This window comes from Thermopolyspora flexuosa (assembly GCF_006716785.1).
Lineage (GTDB): Bacteria > Actinomycetota > Actinomycetes > Streptosporangiales > Streptosporangiaceae > Thermopolyspora > Thermopolyspora flexuosa.
This window is the reverse complement of record NZ_VFPQ01000001.1, coordinates 4,115,766-4,132,698: the sequence shown is the minus strand read 5'-3', so window position 1 is coordinate 4,132,698 and position 16,933 is coordinate 4,115,766. Positions and strand designations below refer to the sequence as shown.

At 73.7% G+C, this 16,933-nt stretch carries 15 protein-coding genes and 1 other RNA gene; 12 read left to right on the top strand and 4 right to left on the bottom strand.

What is annotated here, in order from left to right; translation table 11 throughout:
- Positions 1 to 47 precede the first annotated feature (47 nt).
- Entirely contained in the window at positions 48 to 1,103 is a 1,056-nt protein-coding gene (locus FHX40_RS17555) for a DUF8094 domain-containing protein (protein WP_142260633.1), read from the bottom strand.
- 124 nt (positions 1,104 to 1,227) lie between these two features.
- Between FHX40_RS17555 and prfB the strand changes: the two genes are divergently transcribed.
- The gene (gene prfB / locus FHX40_RS17550; RefSeq protein ID WP_142260632.1) at positions 1,228 to 2,346 is read left to right on the top strand and encodes a peptide chain release factor 2; all 1,119 of its coding nucleotides are present in this window, start codon (positions 1,228 to 1,230) and stop codon (positions 2,344 to 2,346) included.
- Positions 2,347 to 2,427: 81 nt separating this feature from the next.
- On the opposite strand, the gene FHX40_RS17545 is transcribed toward prfB, so the two are convergent.
- The gene (locus tag FHX40_RS17545) at positions 2,428 to 2,622 is read right to left on the bottom strand and encodes a hypothetical protein (protein WP_142260631.1); all 195 of its coding nucleotides are present in this window, start codon (positions 2,620 to 2,622) and stop codon (positions 2,428 to 2,430) included.
- A 260-nt stretch (positions 2,623 to 2,882) separates the two neighbouring features.
- On the opposite strand from FHX40_RS17545, the gene ftsE reads away from it, so the two are divergent.
- From ftsE to FHX40_RS17515, 6 genes are all read left to right on the top strand, one after another.
- Positions 2,883 to 3,572 carry a cell division ATP-binding protein FtsE gene (gene ftsE, locus FHX40_RS17540; protein ID WP_142260630.1) on the top strand — a complete coding sequence of 230 codons (690 nt, stop codon included), beginning with the start codon at positions 2,883 to 2,885 and terminating at the stop codon, positions 3,570 to 3,572.
- 28 nt (positions 3,573 to 3,600) lie between these two features.
- Positions 3,601 to 4,509, top strand: coding sequence for a permease-like cell division protein FtsX (gene ftsX, locus FHX40_RS17535; RefSeq protein WP_142260629.1), 909 nt, complete (start codon positions 3,601 to 3,603; stop codon positions 4,507 to 4,509).
- Between the two features lie 22 nt (positions 4,510 to 4,531).
- Positions 4,532 to 5,011 carry an SsrA-binding protein SmpB gene (gene smpB, locus FHX40_RS17530; RefSeq protein ID WP_142260628.1) on the top strand — a complete coding sequence of 160 codons (480 nt, stop codon included), beginning with the start codon at positions 4,532 to 4,534 and terminating at the stop codon, positions 5,009 to 5,011.
- A gap of 2 nt (positions 5,012 to 5,013) precedes the next feature.
- Positions 5,014 to 6,960 (top strand): penicillin-binding transpeptidase domain-containing protein, encoded by a 1,947-nt coding sequence (locus FHX40_RS17525; RefSeq protein ID WP_142260627.1) that lies wholly within the window; start codon positions 5,014 to 5,016, stop codon positions 6,958 to 6,960.
- A 460-nt stretch (positions 6,961 to 7,420) separates the two neighbouring features.
- Positions 7,421 to 7,808, top strand: a transfer-messenger RNA (tmRNA) gene (gene ssrA / locus FHX40_RS17520).
- A 184-nt stretch (positions 7,809 to 7,992) separates the two neighbouring features.
- Positions 7,993 to 8,352, top strand: coding sequence for a response regulator transcription factor (locus FHX40_RS17515; protein WP_170198875.1), 360 nt, complete (start codon positions 7,993 to 7,995; stop codon positions 8,350 to 8,352).
- 41 nt (positions 8,353 to 8,393) lie between these two features.
- Here the strand turns inward: FHX40_RS17515 and FHX40_RS17510 are convergent, their stop codons facing one another.
- On the bottom strand, positions 8,394 to 9,494 hold the full coding sequence (locus FHX40_RS17510; protein ID WP_142260625.1) for a S1C family serine protease: 1,101 nt from the start codon (positions 9,492 to 9,494) through the stop codon (positions 8,394 to 8,396).
- 57 nt (positions 9,495 to 9,551) lie between these two features.
- Positions 9,552 to 10,022 carry a hypothetical protein gene (locus FHX40_RS17505; RefSeq protein WP_142260624.1) on the bottom strand — a complete coding sequence of 157 codons (471 nt, stop codon included), beginning with the start codon at positions 10,020 to 10,022 and terminating at the stop codon, positions 9,552 to 9,554.
- A 364-nt stretch (positions 10,023 to 10,386) separates the two neighbouring features.
- On the opposite strand from FHX40_RS17505, the gene FHX40_RS17500 reads away from it, so the two are divergent.
- From FHX40_RS17500 to FHX40_RS17485, 5 genes are all read left to right on the top strand, one after another.
- Positions 10,387 to 11,298, top strand: a complete 912-nt coding sequence (locus tag FHX40_RS17500; protein WP_142260623.1) for a hypothetical protein — start codon at positions 10,387 to 10,389, stop codon at positions 11,296 to 11,298.
- Positions 11,299 to 11,394: 96 nt separating this feature from the next.
- A complete protein-coding gene (locus FHX40_RS17495; RefSeq protein ID WP_142260622.1) occupies positions 11,395 to 13,638 on the top strand; it encodes an acyl-CoA dehydrogenase family protein in 2,244 nt (747 codons plus the stop codon).
- A gap of 1 nt (position 13,639) precedes the next feature.
- The gene (locus FHX40_RS17490) at positions 13,640 to 15,229 is read left to right on the top strand and encodes an MmpA family trehalose lipid delivery protein (protein WP_142260621.1); all 1,590 of its coding nucleotides are present in this window, start codon (positions 13,640 to 13,642) and stop codon (positions 15,227 to 15,229) included.
- Positions 15,230 to 15,357: 128 nt separating this feature from the next.
- Positions 15,358 to 15,489, top strand: coding sequence for a hypothetical protein (locus FHX40_RS26085; RefSeq protein ID WP_268241046.1), 132 nt, complete (start codon positions 15,358 to 15,360; stop codon positions 15,487 to 15,489).
- 103 nt (positions 15,490 to 15,592) lie between these two features.
- Positions 15,593 to 16,921: a glycosyltransferase family 4 protein gene (locus FHX40_RS17485; RefSeq protein WP_142260620.1), complete on the top strand. Its 1,329-nt coding sequence runs from the start codon at positions 15,593 to 15,595 to the stop codon at positions 16,919 to 16,921.
- The last annotated feature ends 12 nt before the right edge of the window (positions 16,922 to 16,933 follow it).

The following is a 16,933-nucleotide window of genomic DNA, read 5'->3' as shown; positions in this document are numbered from 1 at the left end:
CGCGCGCCGGTGCGGCCCCGGGGGACCGCCGCGGCGCGGGCGGCGGCTCAGCGCGCGCTCGCCTTGGTGACGAAGCCGTCGAAGGCGATCACCTCGGCCGGGGCGGCCGCGTTCTTCCCGGGCACCACGCTCACGTACTGCTGGGTCTCCACGATCTGCCGCTGGGCGACGATCGACGGGTCGGAGAGCAGCCAGCGGGCCCCCTTGGGGATCTCCAGCCGCCGGCCCTCGCCGCACTTGAGCACCGGGTGCCAGGTGGTGGTGCGGTTGAGCGAGTAGAACACCAGCGCCCCGCCGCCCTCGAGGCGCAGCGCGTAGACCGGGTACGTGGTCGCCGCGAAGATCGAGTCGTAGTTCATGCAGTCGCGCTCCTTGGCGAGCCGCCGCGACTCGGTGATCTCCGTGTAGTACCCGGTGGTGTACGGCCCGGGCGCGAACAGGCCCTTGGCGAACGCGACCGTGCCCTCCTCGGCGATCGTGGCGTGCACCGCGCCGATGAGGTGGGGGCTGATCTTGATGCTCTCGTCGCGGGTGGCGAGCGCGGTGGCGTACCCCTCCTCGTCGAGCGCGACCGGCGGCACCTCGCGGTCCTCGTCGAGCAGCGAGGAGAACGCCAGCCGCCAGGGCACGTGCTCGGCGTCGCGCATGAGCACGAGCACCGCGGTGCGCGGCGCGGCCCGGGGGTTGTCCGCCTCGCGGCGTTCGACCAGCGCGGCGAACCAGTGCGGGAACTCGGACAGCCGCGGCACCAGCAGCGTGGGCCGCCCCCAGACGTACCGGGGCGGGGCGAGATCGGCAGAGCGGTAGATCGCGGGGGTGACCGCGTGCTGCCCGTCCCGGGCGAGCTCGAGGGCGAGCCGTTCCTCCCCGGAGGCCCGGGCCACGTCGTCGGCGGCGAGGAGCTCCTCCAGCTCGCGGGCGGCCTCCCGGAGCGTCACCGCGGGCTCGTCCGCGGCCTGCGCACCCCCGGCCGTGGCCGTGGCGTCGCCGGCCGAGGGGGAGCCGGTCGAGCCGACCCGCCCGGCGCCGTCCGCGGTGCACCCGGCCACCGCGGCGAGCAGGACGGCGAGCGCCGCGAGCGCCCTGCGCAGCAGCCTGTCCACACCGCCCTCCCGTCCGAAGACCGCGCGCCCCATGGTAGCCGCGCGGTCCGGTCCGCCCGGCGGCGATCCACGGCGCGTCCGGCGCGGAGCGAGAGGGCCGTCACGTCGCGTACCCTTTACTGTTGTGGCACCCATCGATCCGGCTGAACAGATCAGCGAGCTGAGAAGCACCCTGAAGGGCATTCAGGAGGTGCTCGACCTCGACGCGATGCGCAAGCAGATCGCGGAGCTGGAGGAGCAGGCCGCGGCGCCCGACCTGTGGAACGACCCGGAACGGGCGCAGAAGGTCACCAGCAGGCTCTCCCATCTGCAGGCGGAGCTGAACCGCGTCGAGTCGCTCGCCGGTCGCCTCGACGACCTCGCGGTGCTGTACGAGCTGGCCGCCGAGGAGGGGGACGAGGAGGCCCGGGCGGAGGCGGACCGCGACCTCGCCAAGCTGCGCGGCGAGATCAACGCCCTCGAGGTGCGCACCCTGCTGTCGGGCGAGTACGACGAGCGCGAGGCCCTGGTGACGATCAACGCCCAGGCCGGCGGCGTCGACGCGGCCGACTGGGCGCAGATGCTGCTGCGCATGTACCTGCGCTGGGCCGAGCGCAAGGGCTACCCGACGGAGGTCTACGAGACCTCCTACGCCGAGGAGGCGGGCATCAAGTCGGCGACGTTCGCCGTCAAGGCCCCCTACGCGTACGGCACGCTGCGCGGCGAGCACGGCACCCACCGGCTGGTGCGGATCAGCCCGTTCGACAACCAGGGCCGCCGCCAGACCTCGTTCGCCGGCGTGGACGTGGTGCCGGTGGTGGAGCAGACCGACGACATCGAGATCAACGAGGACGAGATCCGGGTCGACGTGTACCGGTCCTCCGGGCCGGGCGGCCAGGGCGTGAACACCACCGACTCGGCGGTCCGGATCACCCACCTGCCGACCGGGATCGTGGTCTCCTGCCAGAACGAGCGCTCCCAGCTGCAGAACAAGGCGACCGCGATGGCGGTGCTGAAGGCCAAGCTCCTGGAGCGCAAGCGGCAGGAGGAGGCCGCGAAGCTGGCCGAGCTGCGCGGCGAGACCACCACCTCGTGGGGCACGCAGATCCGCAACTACGTGCTGCACCCGTACCAGATCGTCAAGGACCTGCGCACGAACATCGAGTCCGGCAACCCGGCGGCGGTGCTCGACGGCGAGCTCGACGAGTTCATCGAGGGCGAGATCCGCTGGCTGCGGCGGCGGGAGACCGAGGCCAGGGCGTAACGCCCGGCGGGCGGGCACGCACACCGGGAACCCGGCACGGCCCCGAGGGCATCGGCGTGCCGGGCGACGGCCGTACCCGGCTTAGAGACCGCCGGTCAGGTGCCGGGCCGCGATCAGCGCGATCAGCACCAGCAGGAGCGCGAGCGCGACGAGCAGCGGCGACAGACCCGCCGGGCCCTGGTGGTGGATCTTCTCCCGGCCGGCGCGGCAGACGGGGCAGCGGCCCTCGACGACGGGTCCGGCGCAGTGCGCACAGATGAGATGGTCACAGCTCATGTCGACGCTCCAGCCTCCACAGCACCTCTCGGTGCGCTCCTTGGTGCACCCTTCGTGCGCCCTCTCTTGCCCCGCCGGTGGCGAGACCGGAATTGTTTTGTTTCCGTTATGGGCCTTCCATGCCAGTGTTCCCCCTAGACTGAGCGATGGCCAACCGGAACGTCGATCTTTGGTAAAGGCCGCCCTTCTGGTTGGCGGGTGGCGAGGAAACTCCCTTCGTCACCGTCCCACCCCCTAGACTGGCATGCCGTGATGCGCCCGTGATCCACTTCGACAACGTCACCAAGGTCTACCCCAACCAGAACCGCCCTGCCCTCGACCGCGTATCCGTAGACGTGGACAAGGGCGAGTTCGTGTTCCTGGTCGGTCCCTCGGGATCGGGGAAGTCCACCTTCCTCCGCCTCATCCTGAGGGAGGAGCGGCCCGACAGTGGGACGATCCACGTGGCGGGCAAGGACCTGTCGCGCCTGTCCAACTTCAAGGTGCCGCACCTGCGCCGCCGTATCGGCTGCGTCTTCCAGGACTTCCGGCTGCTGCCGAACAAGAACGTGTACGAGAACGTCGCGTTCGCCCTCGAGGTGATCGGCAAGCCCCGCCGGTTCATCCGCAAGGTGGTGCCGGAAGTGGTCGAGCTCGTCGGCCTGGAGGGCAAGGCACACCGCATGCCGCACGAGCTGTCCGGTGGTGAGCAGCAGCGCGTGGCGATGGCCCGCGCCTTCGTGAACCGCCCGATGATCCTGCTGGCGGACGAGCCCACGGGGAACATCGACCCCGCCACGAGCATCGGCATCATGAAGGTGCTCGACCGGATCAACCGGACCGGAACCACGGTGGTGATGGCCACCCACGACGCCGCCATCGTCGACTCCATGCGCAAGCGTGTGGTGGAACTGGAGGACGGCAGGATCGTCCGTGACCAGTCGCGCGGTGTGTACGGCCAGGCGTACTGATCGGCTCGAGTAATCAGGGGAGTCCCAAGTGCGGGCAGGTTTCATCTTCTCCGAGGTCTGGATCGGCCTCCGGCGCAACGCGACGATGACCATCGCGCTCATCGTCACCGTTGCGATCGGTATGGCCTTGCTCGGCATCGGGATGATGATCAACACGCAGGTCTCCCAGGCGAAGAACTACTGGACCGACAAGGTCGAGATCTCGGTCTTCCTGTGCCAGAAGAACAGCCCCTTCGACAACTGCAAGGGGAAGGGTGGCGTCACCCAGGCGCAGAAGGCCAAGCTCGAGCAGCAGATCAAGGCCATGACCGAGGTTGAGCGGGTCGAGTTCGAGGACCAGGCGCAGGCCTACGAGAACTTCAAGCAGCAGTACGCCAACAACTCCGTCCTCGTCGCGGCGACCAGGGTGGAGGACATGCCGGAGTCCTTCCGGATCAAGCTCAAGAACCCGGAGAACTACGGCAACGTCATCGAGACGCTGCAGAAGGCCGAGGGGGTCTCCCAGGTCGTCGACCAGCGCAAGATCGTCGACAACTTCTTCGGCTTCCTCGGCACGCTGCGGTCGTCGGCCCTGGTCGTCGCGCTCATCCAGGTCTTCGCCGCGATCCTGCTGATCGGTAACACCGTCCGCCTGTCCGCGTACAACCGGCGCCGGGAGACCGCGATCATGCGGCTGGTCGGCGCCTCGAACCTGTACATCCAGGCCCCGTTCGTGCTCGAGGGCATGGTCGCCGGCCTGATCGGCGGTGTGATCTCCGGCTTCATGCTCGTCGCCGCGAAGATCGTGATCTTCGACGGCATGCAGAACTACCTCGTGGCGGCGGCGCGGATGACCTGGGAGGACGTCGCGGTCGTCATCGCGTTCACGATGGCGGTCGGCGTGCTCATCTGTGTCATCGCCTCGTTCGTCACGCTTCGCCGCTACCTGAAGGTGTGACGGCCCCCGGTAGGCTCGGGATATGCCACGTGAGACGGGGCGCAAGCTCATCGCCCAGAACAAGCGGGCCCGGCACGACTACATCATCGAGGACACCTACGAGGCCGGGATGGTGCTGACCGGCACCGAGGTGAAGTCGCTGCGGCAGGGCCGGGCCAACCTGACCGAGGGCTACGCCGTGGTCAGGGATGGGGAGGTGTGGCTGCAGAACGTCCACATTCCCGAGTACAGCCAGGGCACCTGGACGAACCACGCCGCCAAGCGGGAGCGCAAGCTCCTGCTGCACCGGCGGGAGATCGACCGACTGATCGGCAAGACCAACGAGCGCGGGCTCACCCTGATCCCGCTCTCGCTCTACTTCAAGGACGGCCGGGCGAAGGTCGAGATCGGCGTCGCCCGCGGTAAGAAGCTGTACGACAAGCGCCGCGACCTCGCCGAGAAGCAGGCGAAGCGGGAGATCGCCCGGGCCATGTCGTACGCCGTCCGCCGCCGGGGAGCGTGACCGTGGCGGACGGGTCGGACCGGCCACGCGCAGCCGTACGGGCGGGCGGTGGCAGGCGGTGGCGGCGCGGCGCCCGCGCCGTGCGGGCCGCGCTCGTGCTCGCCCTGCTCACCCCCGCCCTCACCGGCTGCTTCGAGGAGCCCACCCCGCACGACGCGGTGCAGGAGTTCCTCGTCGGATGGCAGACCGGCGACGAGGAGGGCTTCGCCCAAGCGGCGGCGCGCACCGACGGTGACCCCGCCGCGGTGCGTCGCGCGCTCGCCGACGTCGGCCTGCAGCTCGACGCCGCCTCCTTCCGGTTCTCGCTGAAGAGCCTGCGGATGGACGGCGACACCGCCGAGGCGCGCTACCACGCCGAGGTCGACCTGGGCGAGAACCAGCCGCTGTGGGAGTACGACGGCGTGCTGCCGCTGCGCCTGGTGAACGGCACCTGGAAGGTGCGCTGGTCGCCGAGCGTGCTCCACCCCAAGCTGCGGCCGGGCGAGCGGTTCGCGGTGATCACCAACTCGAACGGCCGCCAGCCGATCCTCGACCGCGACGGCGACTCGCTGCAGGAGGAGCAGACCGTCTACGTGGCGAGCGTCGTCCCGGCGAAGCTCAAGGACCCGGCCAAGCTGTGCGAGGAGCTCGCCAGGGTCACCGGGTTCCCCGCGGACCGGCTGCTCAGCCGGATCCGCTCGGCGCCGCCGAACGAGCTGGTGCCGCTCGCCACGTTCGGCCGCGCCAAGTACGCCCAGCTCCGCGACAAGCTGAAGATCCCCGGCGTCAACATCTACGAGGACGAGCAGCCGGTGGCGCCCGCGCCGCCCACGCAGATCGTCGGCCAGGTGAACGTGGTCACGCCGGAGACCGAGCAGCAGCTCGGCGGCCCGCAGCGGGCCGGCGACACGGTCGGCCGCAGCGGCCTGCAGAAGGCCTACCAGGACCAGCTCACCGGTTCCACCGAGACCCGGGTGGTCACCGTGGACGCCTCCGGCGAGGAGGTGACCGAGCTCGCCGCCTGGCCCGGCCGGGCGAACACGCCGGTGCGGACCACGATCGACGGCTCGGTGCAGACCGCGGCCGAGCTGGCGGTGAACGGCTCGGGCCCGGTCGCGCTCGTCGCCGTGGACGTCGCCACCGGCGAGATCCGCGCCGTCGCCACCGAGGACATGCACCAGGAGCGCGACGCGCTCGCCGGGCGGTACCCGGCCGGGACCGCGTTCTCCGTGGTCGCCGCCGCGGGCATGCTCAAGTCCGGGATCCGGCCGAGCCAGAAGGTGCCGTGCACCGGGGACCGGTCGGTCGGCGGCGCGCGGTTCCAGCAGAGCTCGGAGGTGGTCGGCACCACGCCGACCTTCCAGGCCGGCCTCGCCCACGGCTGCGTCACCGCGCTGGCGTCGATGGCCCGGCTCGTCGACGGTGAGACCCTCGCCGCGGCCGCCGCGCAGTTCGGCATCGGCGCGGGCTGGTCGCTGCCGCTGCGCTCGTTCAGCGGCCACGTGCCGCCCGCCGTCACCGACGCGGAGAAGGCGCGGGTGATCGTCGGGCAGAGCGTGCAGGTGAGCCCGCTCTCCATGGCCCTGGTCGCCGCGGCGATCGCGGGCGGCACCTGGCATCCGCCCACGCTGGTCACCTCCCCGGCCTCGCCCGACCCGACCGCCGACGTGCCGAACCCGGTCGCCACCGCGCCGATCACGCTCGACGAGGGCGTGGCGAAGCAGCTGCGGGCGATCATGCGCGCGGGCGTGGAGTCCGGCTCGGCGAAGGCCGCCGCCACCGCCCGCGGCCGGGTGTACGGCGTCGCCGCCGAGGTCGGCCACGTGGAGAACAAGCAGCCGGTGCGGCTGTCCTGGTTCATCGGCTACCAGGGCGACCTCGCCGTCGCCGTCCTGGCCAAGCGGGGCGACCCGGCCACGGCGGCCGCGGTGGCCGGGAGCTTCTTCTCCGCCGCCCGGTCGGCCGCCTGAGGCCGCCCGGCGCCGGCCCCCGGCCGGCCGTGCCGTACCGGGGCCGTGGAAAATCTTCCGGGGCGAGCAACCATCGCCGCTCGCCCGGGCGTCTTACCGGGTGACTGAGCACCGCTTGGGGGGTTGCGGACTCAGTCGCCGTGATGAGACCAGGGCTTCATCTCGGGGGAAGCCCTGCCGTCCGGACCGGCTCGACCCTGCCGGTCACCCCCGGGGATCGGATCACCGGTCCCCGGGGGTTTCGGCTCTCCGGCCAGGATCCCCCGTCGTGGTCTCCGTCCCTCGTCTCCCGGCCGTCGCCTCCGGTCACGCCGGCCGTGCCGTACCGCCGCTTCGCTCCGGGCGAAGGCCCGGGACCTGCCGGTTCGTCCCTGTCGCCGGGAATTGACGTGGCGGCTTCGGTGTTGCTAGGTGTAGGATCACGCTGATCCGGAAGGATCGGTGTTTGACAACTCAACAAGGGGGTGACCGGTTTCGACTTCGCCAGTTCGTGTCAAGGGAAGCGGGCCGAGGACGGCGGACATAACCTCGTAAATCCTGTGTCCGCAAAAAAATAAGTGCCAATTCCAAGGCCACCGTGGGCAGCCAGCGTGAGCTGGCTCTCGCTGCCTGATAAGCGAGTCGACCCACTGTCAGCCCGGGAGCGCCTCCGGCCCGGTGTCTGGCATCGCTAGGAGGCTCAACCGTTCGGCCCGGCCACGGGGCTGAGCGGGAAACCTCACAGTGGCTGGGCCCTCGGCGACTCGCCTGCGTGTCCGCCGGGGCCGAGAAACCCAGAGCAGGCTGCGCCCGGAGAAGCCTTGGCCCGATGGCGAAGGACGCGGGTTCGATTCCCGCCACCTCCACGTTCCGCCGGCGGCGGTGTCGTTCGCGACACCGCCGCCTTGCGTTTTCCCCGGGCCGGTGCGGGCAGGGGCGCGTCCCCGGCCGCCCGGACGGGACGTGACTCGGCGTCCTTACGGGCAGCTGATGCCCGGTGCGGCATCCTTGGGTGCGGCCTTGTCTGTGCCGGTGACCAGGAGGAATGCGGCGATGCGCGTGCTTGTCGTCGAGAGCGAGCCGGCTCTCGCGAACCGGATCGCCGGTTCCTTACGCGGCAGCGACATGGCCGTCGAGGTGGTGCCGGACGGGGAGGAGGCACTGCGGCGGCTGGCGCGGTCCGGGTACGACGTGATCGTCCTCGACGCGGACCCGCCGGCCGCCCGCGAGCAGGAGATCGTCGGCCGGCTCGCCCGGCAGCCCGTGCGGGGGCGGCTGCTCATGCTCACCCCGGCGGGGGACGTGATGGCCCGGATCGAGGCGCTCTCCCAGGGCGCCGACGACTGCCTCGCCAAGCCGGTCGCGCTCCCCGAGCTGGTGGCGCGGGTACGGGCGCTCGGGCGGCGCCGCTGACGGCACCGCCCGCCGGGCCGCCGCGGCCCGCCGTACCGGACTCAGTCCTGCTTCAGCTCGCCGAGGGTGACGGTCACCGCGGTGGTGGAGCCGTCCGCCCGCCGCAGGTCCACCCGCACCCGGTCCCCGGGCCTGTGCCCGGCGAGCACCTCGGACAGCTCCTGGATGTTGCGGGTGGGGGCGCCGTCGATCGCGGTGATCACGTCCCCGGTCCGGATCCCGGCCTTCGCCGCGGCCTCGCCGGGGATCACCTCGAAGACGCCCACCCCGGCCGGGGTGCCGTCGCGGCCGACCACGGTCTGCACCCGGACGCCGAGGGCGGCCCGGCGGGTGTTCGTCACCTCGCCCTGGGTGATGATCTGGTCGGCGACGTCCTTGGCGGTGTTGCTGGGGATGGCGAAGCCCAGGCCCTGCGCGGTGCCGCCGCCGGTCTGGGGGTCGGTCGCCACCAGGGTGGGGATGCCGATCACCTCGCCGGAGAGGTTGACCAGGGCGCCGCCGCTGTTGCCGGGGTTGATCGCGGCCGAGGTCTGGATCGCGTCGGTGATCGTGGCGCCGGGGGAGCCGCGCCCCTGCGGCTCGGTGATCGTACGGCCCAGCGCGGAGATGATCCCGTCGGTCACGGTCCCGGAGAAGCCGAGCGGGTTGCCCATCGCGAGCACGATCTGGCCGACCCGCAGCCTGCTGGAGTCGCCGAACGTCGCGGGGGACAGGCCGGAGGCGTCGTCCACCTTGATCACGGCGAGGTCGCCCATGGGGAAGGACGACACCAGCCGGGCGCGGCGCGGCGCGCCGCCGGTGGGGAGCGTCACCTCGAAGCTCGTCGCGTTGCCCACCACGTGGGCGTTGGTCACGATGTGGCCCGAGCCGTCGTACACGACCCCCGAGCCGAGGCCGTCCCTGGTGTTGATCTGCACGATCGACGGCAGCACGCGGTTGATGACCTCGACATAGGCCTGCTCCAGCGCGGCCGCGGCCTCGGGGGCCGGTGCGGTGCCGGTGGCCGCGGTCTCGGTGGGGGTGGCCGCGGACGCGGGGGACGATGCGGTGCCCGGCGTGCCTGCGCCCGAGCCCGCCGCGCCGCACCCGGCGAGCAGCGCGAGGGCGAGCGCACCGGCGGGGATGAGCCTATGGGTCCTCATGTCAGGCTCCTTCCCCTGGGGTTTGGGGGAGATGCGCCGGGCGCGGTGCGGCGTTCCTTACATGCCGGACACATTCTCTTCTATGCTCATATCCGGCCTGTGACCTGCGGTAATCGTCACATCCGTGGCCGAAGCGTGATGACTGGCCGCCCATCGGGCGGGCCGCGTGACGTAGCCTGCCCACATGGCGGACGGCGGCGAGAAGACGACCGGACGCCCGGAGGACGGGCGGCCCAGCAAGTTCATCCCTTCGTACGACGCGCCGACGACACCGATGCCGAAGATCGATCCGGAGGAGGCGCCGTCGGAACCCGGCGCCGAGCCGGGCGACGCCCGGCCCGCCACGCCCCGTCCGAAGCCGTCCGCGGCCTCCGCGCCGCCCGGCCCCGCCCGGCCGGACCGGCCCGCGGAGGGCTCGCCCGCGCCGCGCCCGGCCGCCGCACCGCCGCCCGCGGCGAAGCCTCCGGCGGGACCGTCCGCCGGGGCCGCCGGGGCGAAGCGGCCCGCGCCGCCGTCCGCGGGCGCCACGCCGCAGCCGCCGCCCGCCGCGCCCCGTCCGAAGCCGTCCGCGGCCCAGCAGCAGCCGCCGCGTCCCGCCGCCGCGGGGCAGGCACCGCACGCCGCGGCCGCTCCGCCGCGGTCGTCGCCTCCTGCGGCCGCGCCGCAACCGCCGCGTTCCACGGGGACGGAGCGGCCGCCGCGCCCGGCGGGCGGTTCGGCGTCCGAGCCGCCCGCGTGGGCGTTTCCCGGCGTGTCCCAGGCCGGGCCGCCGTCGTCGCCGTCGCGGCCGTCCGGGCGGCCCGGGCCCCCGCAGCCGCCCGGTCCCGGTGTCACGCGGCCCGTCGCGCCGGGGGCCGCCGTGCCGCCGCGGCCCGCCGGGGGTGCGCCCGGCGTGCCCGCGCCCGGACCGTTCGAGGAGGACCGCCCCACCGCCGATCTGCGGCCGAGGGCGGGTGGACCGTTCCCTGGGGCGCGGCCGCTGCCCGCCGACGTGCCCCACCCGGGGGCCACCCGTGCCGGGGGCGGCGGGCCGTCCTCCCGCAGCGAGCTGCCGGACAGCCTGCTGCTGCGCATCGGCGACATCCCGCTGCGGACCGTCTACGCCTTCCTCGCCCTGATCGCCACGATCGCCGCCGTGATCCTGGTCTTCATCGTGTTCGACGAGGACCCGCCCCCGGACACGGCGAGCACCACCCGGGCGAGCGCGGCCGGCGCCGCCCCGCAGGACCCGGCCTCCGCCGAGCCGACGCCGACCCCGCAGGTCCGGCTGCCCGCGCCGCCGCGGGCGAAGTCGCTCGACATGCTGCCGGGCACCGCCGCGCCGGTCATCGGGCTCGTGGTGGACGAGGAGGCCGGGCTCACCTATCCGCGGCTCGGCGAGCCGTGGACCACGACGACGGCCAGGCCGTTCACCGCGGCGCAGCGCGCGGGCTCGGCCCGGGCCCCGCAGGCGCTGATCGCCTCGGCGCCGCTGCCCGGAACGGTCCCCGCCGACCTGTCCACGGCCGAGCGGTACCGCGCGCTCGCGGTCCGGGCGGCGCGCTGGACGCTGCGCTACCAGCCCACGCCGACGAAGGTCACCTGGACCGCCTCGCAGTCGTTCGCGGGAGGGCGCGGCTGGGTGCTCGGCTACCGGGTCGCCTACGAGGTGGACGGCGAGAGCCGTACCTCCCAGGCGGTGGTCGTGGTCGCCGACACCGGCAAGGCGAAGCCGGGCCTGCTGTTCGCCACCGTGCCGGACTCCCGGCCCGACCAGTTCCGCGACCTCAACACGATCGTCGAGTCCGTGCAGGTCGACGACTGACGGCGGACGCGACGGCGGCTCATGAATATTCGCCCCTCCTCAGCGGGCCGCTTCCAGAATATAGTTCTAACCGGGTCGTGTCCGGGAGGGAACGTCATGGCGATTGGGCTGAGCGAGGAACACCAGGCGCTGCGCGAGTCGGTGCTCGGCTGGGCGACGCGCGAGATCCCGAGCGAGGTGGTGCGGGCCGCGGTGTCCGCCGAGCGTGAGGAGCGTCCGCCGTTCTGGGCGGGGCTCGCCGCACAGGGCCTGCTCGGGCTGCACATCCCCGAGGAACACGGCGGGTCCGGGTACGGCCTGCTCGAGACGGCCGTCGCGCTCGAGGCCCTCGGCGAGCGGGTGGCGCCGGGGCCGTACCTGCCGACGGTGCTGGCGAGCGCCGTCGTGCTCGCCGCGGACGGCAAGGCGCACGCCGAGCTGCTGCCCGGCCTCGCCGACGGCACCCTCACCGGTGCGGTCGCGCTCACCGCCGAGATCACCGGCGTGCGCGGCGAGGACGGCGAGCTCACCATCACCGGTACGGCGCAGCCCGTGCTCGGCGGCGCGGTCGCCGACGTGCTCGTGCTGCCGGTGCGCACCGACCAGGGCGAGGAGTGGGTGGCGATCGACGCCGCCGGGGCCACGGTGACCCCGCTGGCGAGCCTCGACCTCACGCGCGGCGTGGCCAAGGTGGAGGTCGACGGCCTCGCCGTACCCGCGCAGCGGGTGCTCGAGCGGCTGACCGCCGCCGAGGTGCGCGAGATCGCCGCGGTGCTGTTCGGCGCCGAGGCCGCGGGCCTCGCCGCGTGGTGCGTGACCGAGGCGGCCGAGTACGCCAAGGTGCGGGTGCAGTTCGGCCGTCCCATCGGCCAGTTCCAGGGCATCAAGCACAAGCTCGCCCGCATGCTCGTCGCGCTCGAGCAGGCCCGCGCCACGGTCTGGGACGGGCTGCGCGCGCTCGACGCCGCGCGAAACGCCGCCGGTGAGGAGGCCGCCGGGCCGTCGGCCGACGAGCGGTCGTACGCCGCCGCGATCGCCGCGGTGACCGCCCCCGACGCGGCGGTGCGCTGCGCCGCGGACGCGATCCAGACCTTCGGCGGCATCGGCTACACCTTCGAGCACGACGTGCACCTCTACTACCGCCGGGCGCTCACCCTGCGCGCGCTGCTCGGCCCGTCGGCCGAGTGGGCCGACCGGGTGGCCGGGCTCGCGCTCGCCGGCGTCACCCGGGAGATGACGATCGACCTGCCGGAGGAGGCCGAGCCGCTGCGGGCGCGGATCCGCGCCGAGATCGACGAGATCGCCCGGCTGGAGGGCGTGGAGCAGCGGCGCGCGCTCGCCAAGGCCGGGTTCGTCACCCCGCACCTGCCCAAGCCGTGGGGCCGCGACGCCTCCCCGCTCGAGCAGGTGATCATCCTGCAGGAGCTGAAGGCCGCGAAGGTGCGGCTGCCGCAGATGCTCATCGGCGCCTGGGTGGTGCCGTCGCTCGCCGTGTACGGCACGCCGGAGCAGCAGCAGCGGTTCCTGCCGCCCACGCTGAGCGGCGAGATGATGTGGTGCCAGCTGTTCTCCGAGCCGGGCGCGGGCTCCGACCTCGCCTCGCTGCGCACCCGGGCCGAGAAGGTCGAGGGCGGCTGGAGGCTCAACGGCCAGAAGGTGTGGACCTCGCTCGCCCAGCACGCCGAGTGGGGCATCTGCATCGCCCGCACCGACCCCGACAGGCCGAAGCACGACGGCATCACGTACTTCCTCGTCGACATGAAGGCCCCGGGCGTGACCGTGCGCCCGCTCACCGAGCTGACCGGCGAGAACCTGTTCAACGAGGTGTTCCTCGACGACGTGTTCGTGCCCGACGAGCACGTGGTCGGCGAGGTGAACGACGGCTGGCGGGTGGCCCGGAACACGCTCTCCAACGAGCGGGTGTCGCTCTCGGTCGGCGCGGGCACCTCCGGGGCGAGCCTGCGCGAGCTGCTCGGCCTGTGCTCCCGGCTCGGCCGCGAGCTCACCCCGGCCGAGCGCCAGGACCTCGCCGCCGTGGTCTGCGAGGCGCACTCGATCGCCGCGCTCAGCCTGCGGGTCACGCTGCGGCAGCTCGCCGGGACCGAGCCCGGCGCGGACGCGTCGGTGCGCAAGCTGCTGTCCACCTCGCACGCGCAGCGGGTGGCCGAGTGCGCGGTGAGCCTGCTCGGCCCGGCCGCGGCGACCGCCGCGGACGTCAAGCTCGGCGACGCCGGGTTCTGGAACCGGGCGATCCTCGCCAGCCGCGCCATGACCATCTACGGCGGCACCACCGAGGTGCAGCTCAACATCATCGGCGAGCGCATGCTGGGGCTGCCGCGCGACCCGGAACCCGGCAGGTGACGTGAGCCCCGCCCGCCCGGCGAGCAGGGAGCGGTGGCGCGCCGCGCCGCGCGCCCTGGCGCCCGCGCTCGCCGGGCTCGTGCTGGGCGTGGCGGCGCTCGGGCCCGCGCTGGGGCCCGGGTTCACACTCCGGTACGACATGGTGGTCGTGCCGGACCCGCCGCTCGCCTGGCCCTCGGGCGGGTTCCCCCGGTCGGTGCCGAGCGACCTGCTGCTGGCGGCCGCGGCGCGGGTGCTGCCCGCCGATCTGGTGCAGAAGGCGATCCTGCTGGGGATCTTCGTGCTCGCCGCGGCCGGGGCGGCCGCGCTCGTGCCCGGCGGCCGCCTCGTGCCGCGCCTCGCCGCGGCGGTGCTGTACGCGTGGAACGCCTACCTCGCCCAGCGGCTGCTGCTCGGCCAGTGGGCGCTGCTGCTCGGCTACGCCGGGCTGCCGTGGGCGGTGCGCGCGGCGGCCCGGGGCGGGACCGGGCGGCTCGCGCTCGCCCTGCTGCCCGCCGCGGCCGGCGGCTTCCAGGCGATGCTGGTGTCCGCGCCCGCCGTGCTCGCGGTCGCCGCGACCCGGCCCGGCCGTTCCTGGCGTGCCACGGCCGCCGCGGCGGGGGTGATCGCCGCGTACTGCCTGCCGTGGGCGGTGCCCGCGCTGCTCTCCGGCGCGTCCACCGACCCGGCCGGGGTGGACGCGTTCGCCGCCCGGGCCGACGGGCCGTACGGCACGGCGGGCAGCCTGCTCGCGCTCGGCGGGATCTGGAACGCCGAGGCGGAGGTGCCCGGCCAGGGGGAGTGGCCGCCCGCGACCGCCCGGCTCGCGCTGTGCCTCGCCGCGATCGCCGCCTACCTGTGGGCCGGGCGCACCCGGGCGGCGCGTCCGGCCTGGTGGGCCGGGTTGCTCGCCGCCGCGGCCGCCGGGCTCGCGGTGGCGCTCGCCGGGGCGTACCTGCCCGGCCTGCCGCGCACGCTGATCGCCTGGTGGCCGGGGTTCGGCCCGCTGCGCGACGGCCAGGCCTACCTCGCGCCGCTGGCGCTGCTCGTGGCGGCCGGGTTCGGCCTGCTCGCCGCCCGCGTCACCGCGCCCGCCAGAGGGCGGCGCCCGGCCCCGGTCTGGCCGGTGGCCGTGGTGGTGCTGCTCGCCCCGGTGCTCGTGCTGCCGGGCGCGGCCTGGGGCGCGTTCGGGCGGCTCGACGCGGTGCCGTACCCGGCGGAGTGGCGGCGGGTGCAGGCGCTGGTGAACGACGACCCGGCGCCGGGGGCGCTGCTGTCGCTACCGTGGGGCGCGCACCGGGCGTTCGCGTGGAACGGCGGGCGGGTGACGCTCGACCCGGCGGTGAAGATGTTCGCCCGGCGGGTGCTGTGGAACGACGCGCTCACCGTGGGCCTGCCGGGCGGCGGCGAGCTGCGCGTCGCGGGCGAGGACCCCGAGGCCCGCGCGATCGGGGCGCTGCTCGCCGGGGACGGCCCGGTCACCGCGGCGCTGCGGGCGCGCGGCGTGCGGTACGTGCTCATCAGCGGGCCGGACCGTAACAGGTTTCAGTCACGGCTGCCGGGCGGAACCGTGGTTCATGCCGGACCGGAACTCACCCTGGTACGGCTGTGATTTGGGAAAACGCCTAATCTCACGTCATACTGCACGGTAAGTTTCAGGACACGGTTTGATAGGATCTTTACGCTGTGACCTGGATCACGTTCTAATTTCCGGTGCGCCCGGCGAAAGGAGAGGTCGCGATGCTGCGGGTGTTCGCCGCGTTGATCGCCGGAGCCGTGCTCGCGGTCGGTGCCTCCGTGGCCGTCGTCAACGTCGCCTCGCCCACCCCCAAGCCGCCGGACCGGCCGCTGTACAACTACGGCAGCAGGTGACCGGGTCCGGCCGGACCGGCGTCGCCCTCGCGCGGCCGTCCCGGCGCCGGCGAGCGGGACGTGGCCGAGGGAGATGACGTGTAGCGCGGTGTGAGGAGACGACGTGGTCGCACGGTACGCGGAAGGTGAGCCCGGACCGGCGGCGCCACCGTCCGCCACGGGCCGGCCCGCCGTCGCCGCCCCGGACGCGGCACCCTCCTCCGCATCCTCCGGCACGCCCGACGCCCCGCCGGACCGGCCGCTCGCGGGCGTGCGCGTCGCCCTGCTCAACTTCCGCGAGCCGCTGCAGTCGGTCGCCGGCGGGGCCGAGCAGTACGCCTGGCAGGTCGCCCGCCACCTGGTCGGCCAGGGCGCCACGGTGCACTTCGCCACCAGCCGCGAGCCCGGCCAGCCCCGGGCCGAGCGGCGCGACGGCATCGAGCTGCGCCGCATGGGCAACCGCTTCCTCGTCTACCTGCTCGTGCCGCTGTGGCTGCTGCTCAACCGCCGCCGGTTCGACGTCGTGATCGACTGCATGAACGGCATCCCGTTCTTCGCCCCGCTCGTGGTGCCCCGCCGTACCCCGGTGATCGTGGTCGTGCACCACGTGCACGACCGGCAGTTCCACGCCTTCTTCCCGCGGCCGGTCGCCCGGCTCGGCTGCTTCATCGAGGGGCCGGTCGCCCGGCTGCTCTACCGCCGCTGCACCACCGTCACCGTCTCCGAGTCCTCCCGCAGGCAGCTGCGCGAACGGCTGCGCTGGATCGCGCCAATCGAGATCATCCACAACGGCGGCCCCGCCGCCCGCCCGGTCGCCGAGCCCGCCGCGCCGCCCGGCGACCCGGTGATCACGTACCTCGGCCGGCTCGTCGGCCACAAGCGGGTCGAGCGGGTGGTGGAGCTCGCCGCCGAGCTGCGCGACCGCTGGCCGGACCTGCGGGTGCACGTGGTCGGCCGCGGCCCGGAACGGGACCGGCTCGCCGCGCGCGCCCGCGAGCTCGGCGTCGCCGACCGGGTGCACCTGCACGGCTTCCTCGCCGAGCCGGAGAAGAACGCCGTGCTCGGCACCGCCCGGCTCAACGTCACCGCATCCGAGTTCGAGGGCTGGGGCCTGACGGTGATCGAGGCCGCCGCGCTCGGCGTGCCCACCGTCGCCTACGACGTGCCGGGCCTGCGCGACTCGGTACGGCACGGCGAGACCGGCTGGCTGGTGCGCGACGGCGAGCGGCTCGCCGACGTGGTCGCCCGGGCGCTGGACGAGCTCGCGGACCCGGCCCGGCGGGCCGAGGTGCAGGAGGCATGCCGGGCCTGGGCAAACCGGTTCACCTGGGGCCGTACCGGCGCTAGGATGACCCAGCTGATAGCCGCAGAGCTGGACAAGCGCGGACACGCTCGGAAAACACGGTTCCACCTCGCTCCCCGCGAGACCGCAATGACCCGAAACCCCCTCTGAGCCGGCAGAGAA